Raw genomic sequence first — 18,306 nt, forward strand, 5'->3', positions numbered from 1 at the left:
ACGAAATTGGCACTTGAATATCACTTCGGAATAGACTTCGGCACGACGAACAGCTCAACGGTAGGCTACTACCGCGCTTCAGGCGACGCGCAATGGGTCAAGATGCGTTTCGAAGACGAAGAAGGCCTCCCGACTCCTTCGTTCGTCGCTATCGATTACGAGACCGGAGAAGTCCATACTGGGCGAGATGCCTGGAACCGCAGGATGGAGCTCTCATCGACCTGCGAATGCATTCCAAGTGTGAAAAGTTTGCTCGATAGCGGCTGGAAAAAGACAATAGCAGGAAAGGAATGGACCGCCTGCGACGTGGCGACGCAAGTATTCCTCGCTTTGAAGAGGACAGCATATGAAGGCCTTGGTGCTGAAATCGCTAGTGCAACAGTTGCAATCCCCATTGGCTTCAGCCCTTCCAAACGCGAGCAGGTCCGCAGGGCGGCTGCCCGTGCAGGCATCGCGATAGAATCCTTCATCAGTGAACCCACCGCAGCATATTTTGCGAACTACAGTGAGCTTAAGAGCTGCGAAACCGTCGCGATGTTCGACTGGGGTGGAGGCACGCTCGATGTATCAGTTGTCGAGAATGACAGCGGGCGTTTAACCGAACTCGCGACGAATGGAATTAAGCTCGGTGGCGACGATATTGACCGCAAGGTGGCTCTCAAGATCCACTCCAAAGTGGCTCGAGAAAAGGGGCAATCGGTGTCATTCGATGATATGCCGCTGGTCGCTCAGGACAGAATGCTCGTAAAAGCGGAGCGCGCCAAGCGCGTACTCAGCGACGATGACGACACGTCTGTTTTCTTGGGCTCTTACGGAGAGCTCGGGGCTTTCAGGGAGTCTCTTAGCTACGAATGGTTCGAGGCGATAATCGAGCCCGAAGTCAACAGGGCGATGAAGTGCCTCGAAGACACCATTTCCGGTTCCGGCGTTGGGCTTGCGAACATCGACCGCGTGGTTATGATTGGCGGCTCTTCGAATATGCGCCCATTGCTTGAGCACATGGAGGATAAATACGGAGACAAGCTCTTCTTCCCAGATGAGACCATGTGGAGCATCAGCGACGGAGCAGCGAGGCTTTCCATCAACCCCGGCATGTACTATGCAGCGCAGGACTTGGGTCTCATTCTCTCGGACGGGTCTTATTTCCCCATCTTGCACAAGGGGGACAAGGTCAAAGGGTGGAGTTCTTCGACGAGCTTCGGCCTTGTCGACCACAGCGAGGACGCAAGGCTGATCTTTGCGGGAAGTCGCGATCTGGACAGGGCGAGCGATCGGTATTGGGTCTTCACGGTGCCTCAATACGGGTTCCTGCAGGAGAAGATTATTCTCGAATCCTCTTTTGACGACAATCTGGTGTTCAGAGCAACGGCTAAGAGCTCGATGAGGTCAAACAAGTACTCGTCGACTTGGGAATACGACCGACTGAAATGCTACTACCGTCTATCGGAGCTGGGGTTGTAGCATGAGCGCATCGATGACAGAACTCGACGTAAGCACCGTTTCGCTGCAAAGCAACGTGTACCCCGTCGTCGATGAAGTCCCCTATTATGACAAAGCGTTTCTCGACGCGATTCACGACCCGGAGCTCTTGCAGATCTTCAACAGCAGATTCGAGAGTCGCTACCATCTTTCGCCGCTCCAGAACGAGGAGCGAGTCTACGCCATCCACTGCATGTATGCGGAGAAGGACGATTTCCCCTGGGGTACCATCGTTACGGATGCCGGGGAGAAAGTCGTATGCAAGTGCGAGAACTATGGATGCCGGCTTTTCGGGGAGTGCAGGCCCGGAGTGGAGGTGCCCGAAGTCAAGGAGCTCGAGGAAACCCCCGATGACGCGCCGTTAACTGAGAAGCTTCCGGATGAAGAAATCGCAATCCCCGACATGGAGGCCTTCAACGAAGCATTCTACGGGGACCTGGAAGTCGCCCCTCAAAGGATCAAGGAGGAAGAACAAGAAGAGGCCGATGGGGGCAATTACCAAGTAATCGAGCCCGAGCAGGATGCCGGCGACTTCGACTTGGACGAGTTTCCCTGGGAAGCTGAGGACGAGCAAGAGGAAGCAGAGCAGGAAGAGCAAGACGAGAACTCCGACATCCCCTCCTTCGAGGAGATCGACGAAGGCCGGGCTTACGAGGATTCCGCGCCGACTGAAGAGCAGCTGCGCGTTATCACCCTCCCAGTCAACGCGCGCGCAGTTGTGAATGCGGGGCCGGGAACGGGCAAAACGTTCACGCTGATCGAAAAACTCAAGTACATGCTTGAAAACCAGGAAGTGCCCTCGGAGAACATTCTCGTGCTGAGCTTTTCTCGGGCGGCGGTAAACGTCATCGAAGACCGGCTATCTGCTGCTGTCAGAGACGGCCAGCTCACTGCGCCCTGGCAATCACTCGATATCAGGACCTTCGACAAGTTCGCAACCTGGATCCTCTACAGCGGCGCCGACCTGGAGCCAGACGGCGTACCAGAGCCTTTCCTCCCGAGCACCGAGGAGATTCCCCAGCTTAACTACGACCAAAGGATTCTTGCCGCAAAGAACCTTATCGCCAACTGGGATGGGCTATTCGACAACGTCTCGCACGTCTTTGTCGACGAAACGCAGGACCTCGTCAGCCCCCGCGCCGACCTAGTGCTCGCAATACTGAATTCCCTGCCTGAGGACTGCGGTTTCACGTTGCTGGGGGACAGCTGTCAGGCGATTTACGATTACGGCCTCTATTCATACGAAAAGGGAAAGCGCGTCAAAAAGGGCACAACGTCGACCGACATGCTCAAAAGTATTCGGGAATCGTTCAACCCTGTTGCGCTTAGCCTCACGGTAAACCATCGCGTAAAGGGCTCCCTCCCTTATTCGCTTGAAACCTTGCGCACTGCGCTCATCGACGAGGACGTCCAAGCCGCCAGGGAATCCATACAGCAAATCATCGAGCTCTACATAGACGATCTGAGGGAAATCCGTGAGCTTGACAGGGAGACAATCGAAGCGGTCTCCGCAAATGGAACGCTGAGCATCCTCACCAGGACCAACGGCGAGGCGCTCTACGTCAGCAGCCTGCTGCGGAACAAGTCGATAAGCCATCACTTGCGCCAAGCAGATCGCGACGAGTTCGTTTCTCGGGTTATAGCTGATGTCTTCTACGAATACGATTCCGACAGCATCGACAAACAGGAATTCGTGTCAAGGGCAATAGAAGTTGGAGCCGGGACTGAAGAAGAGTGCATCGAAGGCTGGTATGAGCTTGCCGAGGCTTGTCGGGGGAAGGAGCTCGGAGCTCGCTACCTGGTTGAAGATCTTCTGCAATGCCTCACGTCGAATGCAAAGCGTTCGGCATTCTTCACAAGCATCCCCGACGGCAACGGCATCACCATCGGCACAATCCACTCTGCGAAAGGACGCGAGTACGATACCGTATGGCTCGCTTCGGATGACCTCGCGAAAATCGCCAAGAACGGAGACCTAGACGAATGCAAGGTTGCTTACGTTGCGCTATCGCGTCCCGTGAACGGCCTCGAGCTAAAGCAGTTCGAGACGGCTAGTCGAATCATGGGCTTCGGAGACTGGACAACGGGTAAGCGGAGACATTTCTGCGTGCCTCGAAACGTTGCGATGGGAGTGTCCAGGGCAAGGAAGAAGCGTGTGTCAAACGTGGAGCCAATCGATGAAATCGACGTCGATTTTAAGTCGTTCGGAAGCAAAGGCGCTATACAGAATGCCCTGCGCGAATTATGCGAACCGGGCAGCCCGTTGAGCCTGCTGAAGAACCCCGCCTCAGAAGGGGTTTATCCCACGTATACGATCTGCCTTGAGAGCGATGAAGGCCAGCGGCCGCTTGGCCTTTTGAAACCGTCGTTTGCAAGAGGTTTCGCCATTGCCCTGAGCGCAATCAACGGCGGGAAAAAGAAAGGCCATGAGCCGGCGGAGTACATCGACGATTGCCCCGAAGCGTTCGACGACCTCTATGTAGAGGACGTCGTCTCGTGCATTGGGAGTGCCGCTGACGCCCCCGAGCACGCAAAGCGCTTCGGAAACCAATGTGTTTGGTACGGCGTGACGGTCACCGGGCTTGCTAAGGCGAACAGCCGTAGCTATTAGGCGGGATGATATGAGCGATTACAGCGAATTTTACAAAGCGCGTCAGACGGTTCTCGATATCCTGGAGAAGGACCTCATCGGACCCGTTGCTCCTGACGAGGTCATTGACGAGTTGCCACTGTCCTACTACGCAATGGGAAAGATCTACCCGAACGACCTAGCAGAGGAAGACGTCGAGCAGGGAGAGAACATCGTAGACAACAAGGCTGACGACTACGACGCCTCAATCGACCTTGGCGGGCAAAGAAAGCCCTCATCGTTCGGCATAACAGTCTCGCCAGGTTCCGCCGAAGCAATGCTTGTAACGGTGAATTATGCGACGTACGAGCTCGAGCACCGCAACGTCAAAGATAAGGAAACGGGCAATATCTACGATGAGACCTTCTGGTCCCGAAAGCAACATAACAAGGAGCTGGATTGGAAGGTCAGCCGCCAGCAAGAACGGTTGAGATTGGGCGGAGGGGCCGAGCTGAGGATAACCCCTCGGCCGTCAATAGGAAACGAGGGCGACGTCGTAACCGTCACCCTTCTTAACACGAACGTCGCAAGCGACGACTTCGAGCAGCTAAATGCGGAGTCCCTGTTCCAGCCCTCAATCAAAGTGGAGCTTCGGGGCGCGAGCCGGTTCACGACCATAGAGCGCAATTCCGGCAGGATAACCGACCAAGAGGTTCTCGAGCTGGACATGCTCTACAGCCACGTCCAGTGCTATGCGCAGGGCCACGGATGCTCGGTCCTGTGGGAAGTTACCGATGATGCGCCACAGGCAATTGAGTCCACCTTCCTGCCCACATACAGCCTGCTCCAAATGATGCCCGCAAAAGCAGATGGGCGGCGCCTGTTCAACATGAAGCACCTTTCAGAAGCGAGCTTGGAGGAAATCCTGCGCGACGGAAGGGCGTATATTGGGGAATACAGCCATTGGATCGAAGATCTGGAATCCAAGGCGTTAAGGCTCCCCGCCCACCTGCACAACGTATCGGAGGCCAACATCGCCGGCTGCAGGAGGGCCCAGCAGCGGATCCTCGACGGCCTTGCCCTGCTCGAATCCGACGCCGCCTCCTTTCGGGCGTTCCAGCTCGCGAACAAGGCGATGTGCCTTCAGCGAAGGAAATCTCTCGAGAATCGGGGCATCGCCGTATCTGATGAAAAGATCAACTGGTATCCCTTCCAGCTAGCCTTCATGCTCCACGAGATTCGATCAATCGCGGAGCCCGAAAGTGATGAACGTCAGCTGGTTGATCTGCTGTGGTTCCCCACGGGCGGGGGCAAGACCGAGGCGTATCTGGGCGTCGCAGCCTTCGCAATATTCCTGCGCAGGCTAAGGAATCCCGGATCCAAAGGTGTATCGGTGATCATGAGATACACTCTACGGCTCTTGACGGTCCAGCAATTCGAGCGCGCCAGCGTGCTGATAATGGCCTGCGAGATCATAAGGAAGGAAGAAGCAATCGGCGGCGAGCCCATCTCAATCGGGCTCTGGGTCGGCGGAACCCTCGTTCCAAACAAGCTCAAGGAGGCGGAGTCTGCGCTGAAGAAACTCAGAGGCGGAGAATCGCTTTCCGAAGGGCTTGCGGATCCTGTCCAGCTGAAGGCTTGCCCATGGTGCGGCGCGGAACTGACGGCGAAAGACTACAGCGTGTCCGCAGGGAGGATGCGAATCGAGTGCCCGAATCCCGAATGCGACCTCCACGGCCACAAGGGCGGACTACCCGTGAGGCTCGTCGACGAGGACTTGTACAGCAACCTCCCCACGTACCTCATCGCAACCGTGGACAAGTTCGCCCAGATACCCATGAACGAAGAATCAGCACGCATATTCGGCATCGGGTGCGATGCGATGCCTCCGTCCCTCATCATCCAGGACGAGCTTCACCTCATATCCGGTCCCCTGGGCACCATTGTGGGTCTGTACGAGGCGGGCCTCAGCAAACTTTGCGAACGAGAGGGGATTCGACCGAAGGTCATAGGTTCGACGGCGACAATCAGGAACGCCAATAGCCAAATCAAATCGCTCTATTGTGAAGGGTACGAGCAATTTCCCCCGCAGGGACTTAGTATCAACGACTCGTTCTTCGCAAAGCTCGCATCGGAGGATGACCGCCCCGCCCGCCTCTACGTCGGAATCATGGGCGCCGGGATGACACCCACGAACACTCTCGTGAGAATCAACGCCTCCCTCTTGTTTGCGACCCGGTACTTGGAAGCGGCGGGATACAACGAGGATGTGGTGGACAACTACTGGACACTGGTTGGCTACTTCAACACGCTCAGGGAACTCGGCGGTGCTTCAACAACGGTCATCGACAGCGTGCAGCGGCGTTTTTCGTTCCTCGCCAACTCAAAGTTCAAGAACGACTACCCTGGCGTCGACGGGTCGAAACCATATAACTACATCATGGAGCTCACCAGCCGCAAGAGCGACCATGCTATCACCGAATCCATTGCAAGAATCGAGCGCAAATTCAACAGGAGCAATCCTGCGGATACGCTCGATTTCGTCCTCGCAACGAACATGATTTCTGTCGGTGTTGACGTTGGAAGGCTGGGCTTGATGGTCGTCGCATGCCAGCCGAAGACAAATGCGGAGTACATCCAGGCGACAAGCCGCGTTGGACGTGCCAGCCCCGGCCTCGTCGTCGTGAACTACAACCAGATGAGGTCGAGAGACCGATCCCACTACGAGCAGTTCCTGAAATACCACTCCGCGCTCTACCGCTATGTCGAATCCTCAAGCTTGACACCGTTTTCGGATAGAGCCCGCGATAAGGCTCTGCACACGGTGTATGTGATGCTGTGCCGATATTTGGTGAAAGGCCTAGCATCAAACGACGACGCCGGCATGTACCGCGACTCGAAAAACGGAGTCCAAACTATCAAGGATTACCTCATCGATTACGTTTCTAGGGTCGACCCCGAAGAGGCTGATTCGGTTGCCGAAGAACTGGAAATCATCAGCAAGGAATGGGAAGACAGGTGTACCCCAGATCTCAAGTACAAGACCTGGGGCAGGACGAAGGCGCCATCACTCTTCAAGAGCGAAACGTCAGAAGACCTGTTTAGCGCAATGGAGAGCATGCGCAACGTGGAAGTGAAGTCGAATGTGTGCCTGTGGGGTGAGCGATAATGAGAATACCCGGGGAAAGCTCAAAGAAGATCGGGCAGCTCCGCCGAACCCAGCTTATCACCACCTTCGGCCCTGGTGCTCTGGTCGACATGCCCGATTATTCAGTCATCGTCGCAGATGCGTCGATGTGGGAGTACGACAAACATGTCTTGCACGAGGAGAGGCTCGAACGCCTGCTGGGCGTAAAGTACTTCCGCGAGCCGCTTGCCTCCGACGACCCACATACCGGAAAGGACGTTATCAAGTCCTTCCGCTTTCCCGAGTGGTACTACTGCCCGAACTGTCATAGGTTGGCACCGGCATGGGCGCTGGAGGGAAGAAAGAAGGGCTACTGCGGAAACTGCAAGGAGAACAACAGGCTTGTCCCATCGACGTTCATCGTCGCTTGCGGGAACGGCCACATAGAGGACTTCCCGTATCGGTGGTGGGTCCATCGTGACACTGGAAAGGAATGCGACGGCAGGGCACTTGAGATTACATTCGACCAAGCCAAAGGCGGACTCGAGGGCATCATCATCAAATGCAGAGAATGCGGTGCCCAGAAGAGCATGGCGGGATCAATCGGCGCTGACGCTCTGAAGGGGTTCAAATGTCATGGCCGCAGGCCGTGGCTGGGGCGGCATAAGGACGATTCTCGAGAATGTGACATGCAGGTTCGAACTTTGCAAAAGGGATCCTCAAGCGTCTACTTCCCGATGACGATCGGCGCGCTCACCATACCAGCATTCGATCTCGGACCATTGGCCGATTGCGCCAGCCGCAACTGGGATACGACGTCGCTGATGTGGTCGATGATCGACGACGCCACGAAGCTGACATACTGTAAGAACCTGCTGGACAAAGAGGGTCTTTCCGGCCAATATGGGCCCTCGTCGCTTGTGGATGAGTTCAACAAATGCGCCGCAGGCGTAGATATCACCGAAAAGAGCCTTGTCGAGGACGAGTATGCTGCACTCACTTCGCCTGACAAGGACGATAGAGCGTTCAAGACCATCCACGTTGGACCGCCCGAATCCTTGAGCGACTACATTGACGATGTGGTGCTCGTGAAGCGACTGAGAGAAGTGATGGTCCTTCGCGGGTTCCGAAGGGTCACGCCTGAGGCGGTCGAAATTCCCGGTGAAACGGAAGAGCAGTACGAAAAGCGTGCAGCGAAGGCTTTCACGCCTTCGACGACGTCCGATGATTGGCTCCCAGCGATGGAGCTTCTCGGAGAGGGTTTCTTCCTCACGCTGAACACAGATGCTGTTGACGAATGGGTCGCACGCGTTGGAAATCGCTACGATTCCATGGAGAGACATCTGAAGAAGAGCAACATAAAGTGCCCTAGCTTCTCGCCTCGCTACGTGCTCCTGCACACACTATCGCACCTGCTGATCCGGCAACTCACGTTTGACTGCGGGTACTCGAGCGCCTCAATACGCGAGAAGATCTACGCTTCGAAGCCGGGAGACGATCGAAATATGGCAGGAATCCTCCTGTATACCTCCTCCCCTGATTCGGATGGCAGCCTCGGCGGGCTTGTGAGGCAGGGCAGGCCGAACAATCTGCAGCTTACGTTCGAGAACATGCTGAACGCTGCCTCATGGTGCTCTTCCGACCCGATATGCAGCCAATCCAAGGACCAAGGCTACGATGCATTGAATTATGCCGCATGCCATGCATGCACCTTGCTGCCTGAGACGAGCTGCACCATGCGAAACAGCCTATTGGACAGAGTGTCCGTGGTTGGTGAAATCGGCAATCCGGATCTGGGCTTCTTCGGAGACTGGTTCAAATGACAGGGGCGGTATCCAGCAAACAATCTGAGAACACTCGACAGATTGTGCTCGCCATTGGAATAGACAAGGACGGTTTCGAGTTTGCATCGTCTCTTGACAGTGCGATACTCCACGCGGATGGCGAATTGGTTCAGCTATCCGAAACCATTCAGACCGTAGATAGTCTGAAGCCCGACTGCGACAAGCTGGATTATGCGCTTGCTGCTAGCGCAGGCGCGCTTTGCGGGCTGATGGACATCTTCCTGGTCGGAAAACCTGGCGAAACGAAGCTGGGCGAAATGACCGATGGTTGGTTCGAAGATCGGGTAACTGATTTCGCTAAACTTTGCGGCTGGGATGGGAAAGACACGGCTTCCGCCATTCGTTACTTAGAGAAGAAATTCAAGATTCCCTACGACCAAACAGGCAGGGGCATTGCAAGCGAAATATGCGATCTGACGCCTGAGAATCACCACTTCAAGTCCCTCGGCCACAACCCAACGCTGTTCGGCCTATTCTTCTCAATACTAGACCAGTTCACCAACCAGTCCCATTTCGTTACCGATGGGGAGCTTGTTGCGCTTCAGGATGCTGACGGGGGGTTCGAGCTGCGTGGAAACAACGCACCCGCTAAGCTTTTCTGTGGATTCTTCAACTGGTTCGGACATCTGATATCCGACATGTCGGGGTCGTCTGGCAGCAAAGGTCGAGGCATGGGCGTCCCCTCTCCATTCTGGGCATGGACGAGTGATATTGTCGCGATAAGGCGCCAGTTGGGGATCGACGTCACCGACTTTGATAAGAACCTGAGTGAACTAGCGCTGAACGTGTACAAACAAGGGTTCGATCTGCGCTTCCAGGCCGTCCAGGCAATTCCCGTCTTATTTAACGAAGCCGTTGTCAGGCTGCTTTACGCGGTGAGACGGCTGGTCCGGTACCTGAAGAAGTCAAACAGACAAGACCGCTCCTTCCAGGGGATGTGGAGTGCCTGCGAACCGTTCTCGAATCCAACAATCAAACGAATGCTCACCGTTGCCCATGGCACGTTTTGCATGCTGGACGTCGGCGATGCCATTGCGAGGGGCATTGCTGCAGGCGCCGGCACTTTCAACGCGGCAGAATTCGTCATGCGCCTTAACATCGCGGGCGTAGGCCGCTTCTCCATATCCCTCTACGGCGAAACCAAGAGGGCCTTCGAGATTAACAGCGCCCGACAGTCAGCTCTCTTTGCTCAGAGGGAGCAGACGATTGTCGAAGATTACCTATCCGGCCTCCATCGACTTGCCCAGGTCTATGATGACGAACGCCTCGTATGCTTTGTGGACGACTTCAGGTGCAGTGATATGTACATCGAAGCTTTTGAGAAGTCTGTGCAGCTCGCCGAAATGCGAAAAGTCGATCGAGACAAGCTTCTTAAGACGAAAACCGACATCGACGAATATTTTGCCGGAGGTAGAAAGTGAGCAAGAAAGAGACAAAGCTCGAAAAAGCTCGAAAGCTTGCCGAAGAAGCCCTCGATCGAACAAACGAGAGGATTGAAGAGCTTGGAGACCATTCTGGCCATTTGTACGAGTCTCTAGGGGTTATGCAGGATCGCTTCGACTTGATCAGAAACGTTCCAGAAGAGAAGAGGATGGAATTCGAACGGGCGAAGAAGATCCGCTTGGAATGGAAGCAACAGGCTGAAAAAATCGAGTCCGACTACGCCACGGCTCAGGCGAAGAACGCAGGAAAGGGCGCTGCGGGCGCTGGTGCTGGCGTTGCTGTGGCAGCCCTCGGCCCAACCGCGGCGATGGGCGTCGCAACGACCTTTGGTGTTGCATCTACCGGTACTGCAATATCGGCGCTCAGCGGAGCAGCAGCGACGAACGCTGCCCTCGCCTGGCTCGGTGGCGGAGCATTGGCGGCTGGAGGGGGCGGAATGGCTGCCGGCGAAGCTCTTCTCGCATTGTCCGGCCCAGTTGGATGGGCGATTGCGGGAGTAGCGCTGCTGGGAAGCGGCGCTCTTCTGATAAAGGGAAAGAAGGATAAGAGCAGGCTCGAGGATATTTTCACGCTGATTAGTAAACGCGATACGAAGTCGTATGAGCTGGCTATCGTAGAGCTGAACGAGCGAATCCGCCGTATTGATGACGAAGCTTTCAGAATCGATGATGCGGCGGAAAGGATTGTATCCTTCGGCCTTGATTACGGTTCGATGAGTGAGGGGCAGCAGTACGAGCTCGGCTCCTACGTAAACCTTATGAACGCATCCATCCAGCTACTCGTGAACCCAATTTTGGGGCTCCAGCCGAAGTACTCAGAATCGGATCTCGACGAGCTTATTAGTCATGGCACTGTTGAAGTCGAGCAGAAAACGAGGCCTCTGATCATTTCCCTGTGCAACCTGCTCTTCAAGATTGACCTGAGCGATGCGGATAGAAAGCTCATTCGTAAGGCGTTCAAAGGTAACAAGGAATTCCTGGAGCAGGTTGGCTTAAAGAAACGCGATTTCAGTGGCTCCATCATGGACGTCGTCAATCAGGCTTTATTGCGAAAGTACTGGACGCTCGAGAACGCAAACAGCTAAGAAACCCGACGCACTGAATATGCCTTGAGTCAGTGCAGTTCATAAAGCTCGGTAGAACACGATCTTGCTGACGCCGGTTGTCTCCTCGACCTCTTTGATAGTGAGCTGACCTGATTCGTGCATCTTTATGGCTCGCTCAAGTGCTCCTGGGTCGACCTTTGGCGCCCTCCACGGTGTCCGCGTGAACGGGCAGCCTTAAGCCCGTCTTTAGTGCGTTCGGCGATCATGTCGCGTTCCAGCTCGGTGATGGACGCCATGATCCGGAAGAAAAATCTCCCCATGGGCGTTGTGGTGTCAATGGCGTCCCCGAGGGAAACGAAGTCGACCCCCATTTCGTCAAATTGATGCGAAAGCTCTATGAGGTGCTTGGTAGAGCGCGAAATGCGATTGGGTTTCACGACCGCGACTTGATCTCCTTCGCGAAGCATCGAAAGCATCTTTGCAAGTTCTGGTCAGTCTTCCTTTGCACCGGACGCCTTCTCGAGAAACATCCTCTCGCAGCCGGCAGCCTTCAGCGCATCCTCCTGGCGGTCGAGCCGTTGCTCTTCAATGCTAACGCGAGCGTATCCAATCTTCATTTCGGGCTCCTACAGTCGATGCTTACGAAGTGCGTTGTCCATGTCGGTGCGATTGATTCTGATTGACCGGCCGACTCTGACAACGGGAATGACCCCGTCCTTGATCTTCTTGTAGACCGTATTGCGCGACACCCTAAGGTACTGTGCGGCTTCCAGCGCAGTGAGATAGCCGTTTATGATTTCGGTAGGGCTTTCCGTTGCTGGCAGTTGCGACAATTCATCTTCCGACTCCACTTGAATCTCGAACCTACGGATTCGAGGACTGGATCAAGGTTCAGAAATGCTTCCTCTGGCGTCATCAGCTCCACTCTTTTCGATGATGATTTACGTTTGGCTGTTTTCCGAAAATGATTTACGTTTGGCTGTTTTCCGAAAACGGTCTTGCCCCGAGTTTCTGGGAACTTGACATTGGGAAGGTTTTGGGAACGCTTTTCGCGCTCTGCCAATGCATCGGCGGGGTGGGGCGCCAGCTTCCCGGAAACGGTCGTTATTGGGAAGGCCTTTACTCCCAGTGCCCGCCTGTCACAACTGTTTCGTAGTGGCCCTGCTCGGCATGTTCGATCTCGTCGTAGCCGACAAGTATTTGATGGACTTCGCTGTGGTGCCCTGACCATTCGCCTGCCAGCATATGGGCTTTTCCGTGTTCGGCGGTGCGACCCGTGATGTCGGCTCCGCATATGTTGCAAATCGAGAGCTCCTGGGAATCGTAGATTGGAACTTGTTCGCCCCAGGCTTCCGAGTCGACGACCCATACCTGCTCGGTGCCATCCACCCAGCGCATCTCATGTGTCGGTACGGATTCGCTAGATGACGCTGCGGGAGAACTACTCTCGCTGCTTGGTGCTGCAGCAGCGACAGAGCTTGTCGTGCTCGCGGCGGGCGCTTCGGATGTGTTCAATTCGGAATCGGTTGTCGATACGGCACCCGAATCCGATTCATCAGTTTGAGGGTCTGAAGAATCTTCAGGGGTCATGCTCGAGACGCTCGCCGCAGTGCCCGATTCGTCTTCGGGGACTACCGGTTGCTCACTGCTACTTGTCTCGACGGCGCTTTCGGTAATCTGCGTCCCCGCACTGGCATCGTTGCTGGCATTGCACTGCGCAAACACCAGCAGCAAAAGCAGCGCAACAACGACGGCGAGCACTGCCAGCATTTGCTTCCAATGGCTCTTCGCCAGATTCATCATCTTGTTCATTGTCTCCTCCTACATGAAACGAAATGCCGCACGAACCAGAAAGCGCACGAATGCGCCGGTCAGCTTAATCAACGTCTTCATGGTCCAGTCCCTCCATCCAGCTGTCGTATTCGTCTTCCTCTTCGCTTTCCTCGTCCTCTCCTGGTGCGATTCCCATCGCCTGCAAGGTGTTCACCAGCGCAAGGCTGCAGCCGCACATGCGGGAGATGTCTTCGGGTGCGGACCCTGCGGGAGCCGTCCGCATGAGCGCCTCGAACAGCGCCACTGTCTTGTCGACGGCGGAGAGGTCGTCGCTGTTGCTGATCCATGCGGAAGCTGTCTCGTCGAGCCGCAACATATCCACGAGCTCGCCGCAAATCCGCTGCAGGGCGATATCGTTGCCGATGCTCACGGTCTCGATGTCAGCGACCTCTTCGCTCTCGGCGAGCAGGAAGCGCCAGCCTTTCTTGCGATGCGCCACGGGGATCTCGTCGCCCGGGGTGTCGCTGCGGTATGACTGGCTCGCGTCGTAACTGTGGGCAGCCAACCATATTCCAGTCTTGCCGAGTTGGTCGAACAGAACCTCGAAGTCAGTGAGCATGTTCGCGTTGCCGAAGGGCTCCGACTTCGTGAAGGTGTCGGTGTCGAAGACGTCGACGCGGTTGTTCCTGTACCGGATGCGGATCTCCATCAGCGCTCTCCCTTCTCGCGGTTGCTGCGCTGTGATTCGCGACGGGTGTGCTTGTGTTTCTCGACGGTCTTTTTCTTTCCGGCACCGTGCGAGGCGTCGGCTTTCGTCTTTACGTTCTTCGACTTGGCTGTAGTCCTGGGGAGCAGCCCGTTGGCCGCAGTGAAGTCGCGCGCCTCGCGCAGAGCCTCGAGCGACTTGCGCTCGGCCTCGCTGCCGTTGCCGCCCTCGATGCGTTTCTCGACCATCTTGATCCTGGCGTCGCATTCGGAAATGCTGCGGATTCCGAAGCGGGAGCACGTTTCCAATGCCTTGGCCATGCGGTCGAGCTCAGCAAGGTCGTTCAGGATTACAGCGTCTTTTGCGGCCTTCAGAATCGCCCGTGAAGATGAGGCGTCGGGGTGGTAGGCGGCCATGTTCTTGAATCCGTTCTCAAGCGAGCGGCGGCTGTAGAGGTAGCCAAGGCGCCCTCCGGTCACCTTGCACTTGGGGTCGTCGGAAAGCGAGTAGATCCAATCGCGGTTGGTGGCCTTCGACGAGTTGTCCGCCACCGTCACGCCCAGCATGTCCAGGATGCCGCGGAACTCGCCCTCGTTGCGCGCAAGGCCCTTAGCCACGGATACGCGGCTTCGGATGTCCGCAACCCAGGAGTATGCGCCGCTTGCCCACGAGCTCGCGTTCTGGGCGGCTCATGTACGTCGGCTGCATCGTCCTGGCGGTCTTTTCCGGCTCATCCTTTGCCGCGAGGCGCGACAGCCCCTCGTCGTGTTCCATCACGTTGGAAAGCCCGTTCAAGCCCCTATCACGCGCCATGTCCTGAAGGGCGCGGTTCAGCTCGAAAGGGTTGTCGGTGTGCAGCCGGTTGCCGGTGACCAGGTTGGTGCAGTTCACGACCAGGTGAGCGTGCGGGATCTGGTTCTGGTTGTCGTCGTGGTACACGATGGCCACTTGGTAGTCGCCGAAGAACCTCATGGCCCATGCCCCCGCCAGCTCGCGCAGGACGGGAAGGTCGATATGGTCATCGGGGTCTGGCGAGATGATGAAGTGCTTGTAGGTGCGGGCGCGCCTACCCTCATACGGTTCGTCGTTGCCGCATCGGACTCGTGTGGCGTCCATCTCGTCGGCCCATTCCACGGCATCCTTCATAGCCTCGTCGTAGCCCTGCATCTCGCGCTCGTCCCACGACAGGTTGAAGAAGTCGCGTGCCAGAGCGCGGTTGCGCTTCTCCAGGTACGTCTTCACCTTCTGGCAGTTGGTGTGTCCCGATATCGCCTTCACTATCGGCATCAGCGACCATCTACCAACGTCGTTCCCTCGAGCTGCCGCAGCTTTCCCTCTATGCCGCGCTCGCCGGATTTCACGTCCTCGAGATTGCGGTTGGCGCACTCGAGCTGCTCGACGAAGTAGTCGATGTTGCTGCCGCCGCGGCTGGCGAACAGCGCGATGGTGTTGAGCGCGTGCACGGCCTGGTTGTAGTGGTTGCCCCAGCGGCGCATCTCGCGCTCGAGCCCGCCGGCAGTAGTGCGGTCAAGCACCACGGCAGTGCGGGCGCCTTCCGACGCATAGTCGGCAGGCAGCTGGATGAGCACGCGGACAAGCTGGGAGACGGTGAGGCCGTTTCGCGATGCGAGGTCGAGCGCCCGATCCTTCTCGCCGGGCGTGAGCCTCACGTATACACGCTCGCAGCGTCCGCCCATCGTCGTTCCTCATCTTCAGGGCAGGTGCTCGGAGGGCGCCTGCCTCCCAGGGGCGCGGGGCATCCCCCGCAGCGTCATCGGCTGGAGGGCCGCGACGCTCGGTCGCAAGACGGCCCCACGGCAACGCATACGCTGACGAAGGGTTTATTGCCGCCACCGACCCAAGCCCTATGCGTGCGCCTTGTGCGTACAACATAGGAAGCTTGTTACCGTTTGGATTGTACCATGAAACAGCACAATATTGTGCTGTATTTGGCCGACAGCTTGTAATTGCTGTCGCATGCCAGTGATAAGATATCTTGCAAATGTATTGCATTCCGACTCATACGGAGACCGGACGATGAAGTACTCAGACCTCGTCGAAAACGGGGCAACGGACACCGAGAAGCAGGAGTTCCTCGTGGGCGGCGACATGGCCGCCATTACGATCAGGATTCCGAAGAACCTGCGCAACGCGGGCAAGGAGGCAGCCGCCCTCAAGGGAATCAGCTTCAGCGCCTTCATCCGCATGTGCATGATCGAAGAGCTTACGAAGAAGGGACAGTAGCCAGTGGCGCTAGACGAGCTACATACTGCTGGCTCTGGTTTCATCGAGAGCTTCGACTCGCGCTATCCGACACGCGTCCTGGAGATCCTCCTCAGCGACCGCACCACCGGCCGCAACATCATCTGGGCCGACAATGAGTACGAGGCTCTCGGCGACGGCTACATGGGGGACGACGAGATCACCGTCGAGAAGATCACCGGCCTCTCCTCCGGCGTCATCAAGCCCCGCATCGCCAAGGAGCAGGAGCACCAGTCGCAGCGCACCAGGACGCGCGCCGAGGTGTTCACTCCGTCGTGGCTGGTGAACCGCATGAACAACGACCTCGACGGCGCATGGCTCGGCATGCGGGACGCCTTCAACGTGGAGGACGGCACCGCGTGGCGCACCAGCCCTGAGCCGGTCGTCTTCCCCAGGAGGAAGGGATGCGGCTGGCACGCCTACGTCGAGAGCCCGCGCCTGGAGATAACCTGCGGCGAGGCGCCATTCGTGTGCTCGCGCTACGACACCGTCACGGGAGACGCCCTCCCCGTGGCAGAGCGCATCGGTTTCCTCGACCGGAAGCTGCGCGTCGTGAGCGAAAAGACCAAGTCGCGCCGCGAGTGGGTGCGTTGGGGGCTCGCAGCACTCAAGGCCTCCTACGGCTTCGAGTACCAGGGCGACAACCTGCTCCTCGCTCGCATCAACGTGTTCGAGACGTTCTGCGAGCACCTGCGCGAGCGCTGGGGCGCGGGCATGTCCGACGAGGAGCTGGACCAGGCCGCATGGATAGTTTCGTGGAACATCTGGCAGATGAACGGCTTCACCTGCGCGGTGCCCACCAACAAGATGGACGCCGTCGTGCAGTCGGTGCTCTTCGGATATGAGGAGCCCGTGCCGGAGCCCCTGCAGCCCACGCTGTTCGACCTCCTGGACGAATCGCCCTTCGACGATGCAGTTGAAGAAGAAAGGGAAGAGGAGTCCGGCGAGACGGTGCCCCTCTGCGTCATATATGACTGGCGGGAAAACGAGCCCCTCGAGTTCCAGGAAATGAAAGGCAAGGCACGCCCCATGAATAAGAAGTTCTATGCGGTAATCGGCAACCCTCCGTACCAGGAGGAGGTTCAGGGCACCAGCGATAAACCAATTTACAACTACTTTATGGACGAGTGCTACAAGCTTGCCGACCGAGTAGAGCTCATTACCCCAGGTCGCTTCCTCTTTAATGCCGGCAAGACGCCCAAAGAGTGGAATACCAAGATGCTTTCTGACCCGCATCTTGAGGTTCTTAAGTACGAGCAGGTTAGCTCAACCGTTTTTCCAAATACCGATATCAAAGGAGGGGTAGTCGTCACTCTTCGCAACGCCAATAGAGAGTCTGGCCCCATAGAGGTCTTCACCCCCTTTGAGGAGCTGCGTTCCATACGCCAGAAGGTCGTTTCAGATTTACATAATGGCTGCATCACAGACTTGATGTATCTACAAGAACGTTTTAACCTCGGCGAGCTCTACCAAGATTATCCCGAGGCAGCCAAAATCATCAGTAGCGATGGCCGCGAGCGGCGTATTGTTACAAGCTCATTCAATAAACTTGCCGTATTTTCAGATGTCCAACAAACAGAAGATTCCATTCGCATACTTGGACTAAGTCAACCTGGTAATAAACGTATCTATAAATGGATTGAACGCAAATATATTGAGGATAATGGAAATCTTGAGCAATTTAAGGTCGTATTGCCCAAGTCAAACGGTTCTGGCGCTCTAGGAGAAGTACTATCTACGCCGCTAATCGGCGAGCCGCTAATCGGCTATACACAGTCCTTCATTGGAATAGGTGCTGTGGACACCCGAGAAGAGGCTGAAGCTATCCTAAAGTACGTGAAGTCAAAGTTCACGCGCGCATTGCTTGGCATTCTCAAAATCACGCAGGACAACCCGCCCGAGAAGTGGAAGTTCATTCCCCTTCAAGACTTCACCACCGCCTCTGACATCGACTGGTCGAGGTCCGTCTCCGAAATCGACCAGCAGCTTTACGCAAAGTACGGCCTCTCCAACGATGAAGTCGACTTCATCGAGTCCCACGTGAAGGAGATGGACTAG

General features: G+C 56.4%; 14 protein-coding genes and 1 pseudogene. 8 read left to right on the forward strand and 7 right to left on the reverse strand.

Annotation, left to right across the window (positions count from 1 at the left end; genetic code table 11):
* Window positions 1-6: 6 nt before the first annotated feature.
* Genes Q5923_RS06125 through Q5923_RS06150 form a run of 6 tightly spaced genes read left to right on the forward strand, consistent with a single transcriptional unit; the run spans window position 7 to window position 11,546 of the window.
* Entirely contained in the window at window positions 7-1,461 is a 1,455-nt protein-coding gene (locus tag Q5923_RS06125; protein WP_303132845.1) for an Hsp70 family protein, read from the forward strand.
* A gap of 13 nt (window positions 1,462-1,474) precedes the next feature.
* Window positions 1,475-4,090, forward strand: coding sequence for a UvrD-helicase domain-containing protein (locus Q5923_RS06130; protein ID WP_303132847.1), 2,616 nt, complete (start codon window positions 1,475-1,477; stop codon window positions 4,088-4,090).
* Window positions 4,091-4,100: 10 nt separating this feature from the next.
* Window positions 4,101-7,217, forward strand: coding sequence for a helicase-related protein (locus Q5923_RS06135; RefSeq protein ID WP_303132849.1), 3,117 nt, complete (start codon window positions 4,101-4,103; stop codon window positions 7,215-7,217).
* On the forward strand, window positions 7,217-8,998 hold the full coding sequence (drmB, locus tag Q5923_RS06140; protein WP_303132850.1) for a DUF1998 domain-containing protein: 1,782 nt from the start codon (window positions 7,217-7,219) through the stop codon (window positions 8,996-8,998). Before Q5923_RS06135 ends, drmB begins: the two co-directional genes overlap by 1 nt.
* Window positions 8,995-10,440, forward strand: a complete 1,446-nt coding sequence (locus Q5923_RS06145; protein ID WP_303132851.1) for a hypothetical protein — start codon at window positions 8,995-8,997, stop codon at window positions 10,438-10,440. Before drmB ends, Q5923_RS06145 begins: the two co-directional genes overlap by 4 nt.
* Window positions 10,437-11,546, forward strand: a complete 1,110-nt coding sequence (locus Q5923_RS06150) for a hypothetical protein (protein ID WP_303132853.1) — start codon at window positions 10,437-10,439, stop codon at window positions 11,544-11,546. Before Q5923_RS06145 ends, Q5923_RS06150 begins: the two co-directional genes overlap by 4 nt.
* 125 nt (window positions 11,547-11,671) lie before the next feature.
* Here Q5923_RS06150 and Q5923_RS06155 read toward each other — a convergent pair.
* From Q5923_RS06155 to Q5923_RS06185, 7 genes and pseudogenes are all read right to left on the reverse strand, one after another.
* Window positions 11,672-12,124, reverse strand: a pseudogene (locus tag Q5923_RS06155) (recombinase family protein).
* 9 nt (window positions 12,125-12,133) lie between these two features.
* Complete coding sequence (locus Q5923_RS06160) at window positions 12,134-12,358, reverse strand: helix-turn-helix domain-containing protein (protein WP_303132855.1); 225 nt, start codon at window positions 12,356-12,358, stop codon at window positions 12,134-12,136.
* Window positions 12,359-12,626: 268 nt separating this feature from the next.
* Window positions 12,627-13,319 (reverse strand): hypothetical protein, encoded by a 693-nt coding sequence (locus Q5923_RS06165; RefSeq protein ID WP_303132857.1) that lies wholly within the window; start codon window positions 13,317-13,319, stop codon window positions 12,627-12,629.
* Window positions 13,320-13,383: 64 nt separating this feature from the next.
* Window positions 13,384-13,989 (reverse strand): hypothetical protein, encoded by a 606-nt coding sequence (locus tag Q5923_RS06170; RefSeq protein WP_303132859.1) that lies wholly within the window; start codon window positions 13,987-13,989, stop codon window positions 13,384-13,386.
* Entirely contained in the window at window positions 13,989-14,603 is a 615-nt protein-coding gene (locus tag Q5923_RS06175) for a hypothetical protein (RefSeq protein WP_303132862.1), read from the reverse strand. Before Q5923_RS06175 ends, Q5923_RS06170 begins: the two co-directional genes overlap by 1 nt.
* Window positions 14,596-15,273: a relaxase/mobilization nuclease domain-containing protein gene (locus tag Q5923_RS06180; protein ID WP_303132863.1), complete on the reverse strand. Its 678-nt coding sequence runs from the start codon at window positions 15,271-15,273 to the stop codon at window positions 14,596-14,598. Before Q5923_RS06180 ends, Q5923_RS06175 begins: the two co-directional genes overlap by 8 nt.
* Complete coding sequence (locus tag Q5923_RS06185) at window positions 15,273-15,683, reverse strand: hypothetical protein (protein WP_303132865.1); 411 nt, start codon at window positions 15,681-15,683, stop codon at window positions 15,273-15,275. The genes Q5923_RS06180 and Q5923_RS06185 overlap by 1 nt, the downstream gene beginning before the upstream one ends.
* 340 nt (window positions 15,684-16,023) lie before the next feature.
* Between Q5923_RS06185 and Q5923_RS06190 the strand changes: the two genes are divergently transcribed.
* Window positions 16,024-16,230, forward strand: a complete 207-nt coding sequence (locus tag Q5923_RS06190; RefSeq protein WP_303132867.1) for a DUF6290 family protein — start codon at window positions 16,024-16,026, stop codon at window positions 16,228-16,230.
* A 3-nt stretch (window positions 16,231-16,233) separates the two neighbouring features.
* Window positions 16,234-18,306 (forward strand): Eco57I restriction-modification methylase domain-containing protein, encoded by a 2,073-nt coding sequence (locus Q5923_RS06195; RefSeq protein WP_303132869.1) that lies wholly within the window; start codon window positions 16,234-16,236, stop codon window positions 18,304-18,306.

The sequence above is a fragment of the uncultured Olsenella sp. genome (assembly GCF_959602185.1).
GTDB lineage: Bacteria > Actinomycetota > Coriobacteriia > Coriobacteriales > Atopobiaceae > Olsenella_I > Olsenella_I phocaeensis.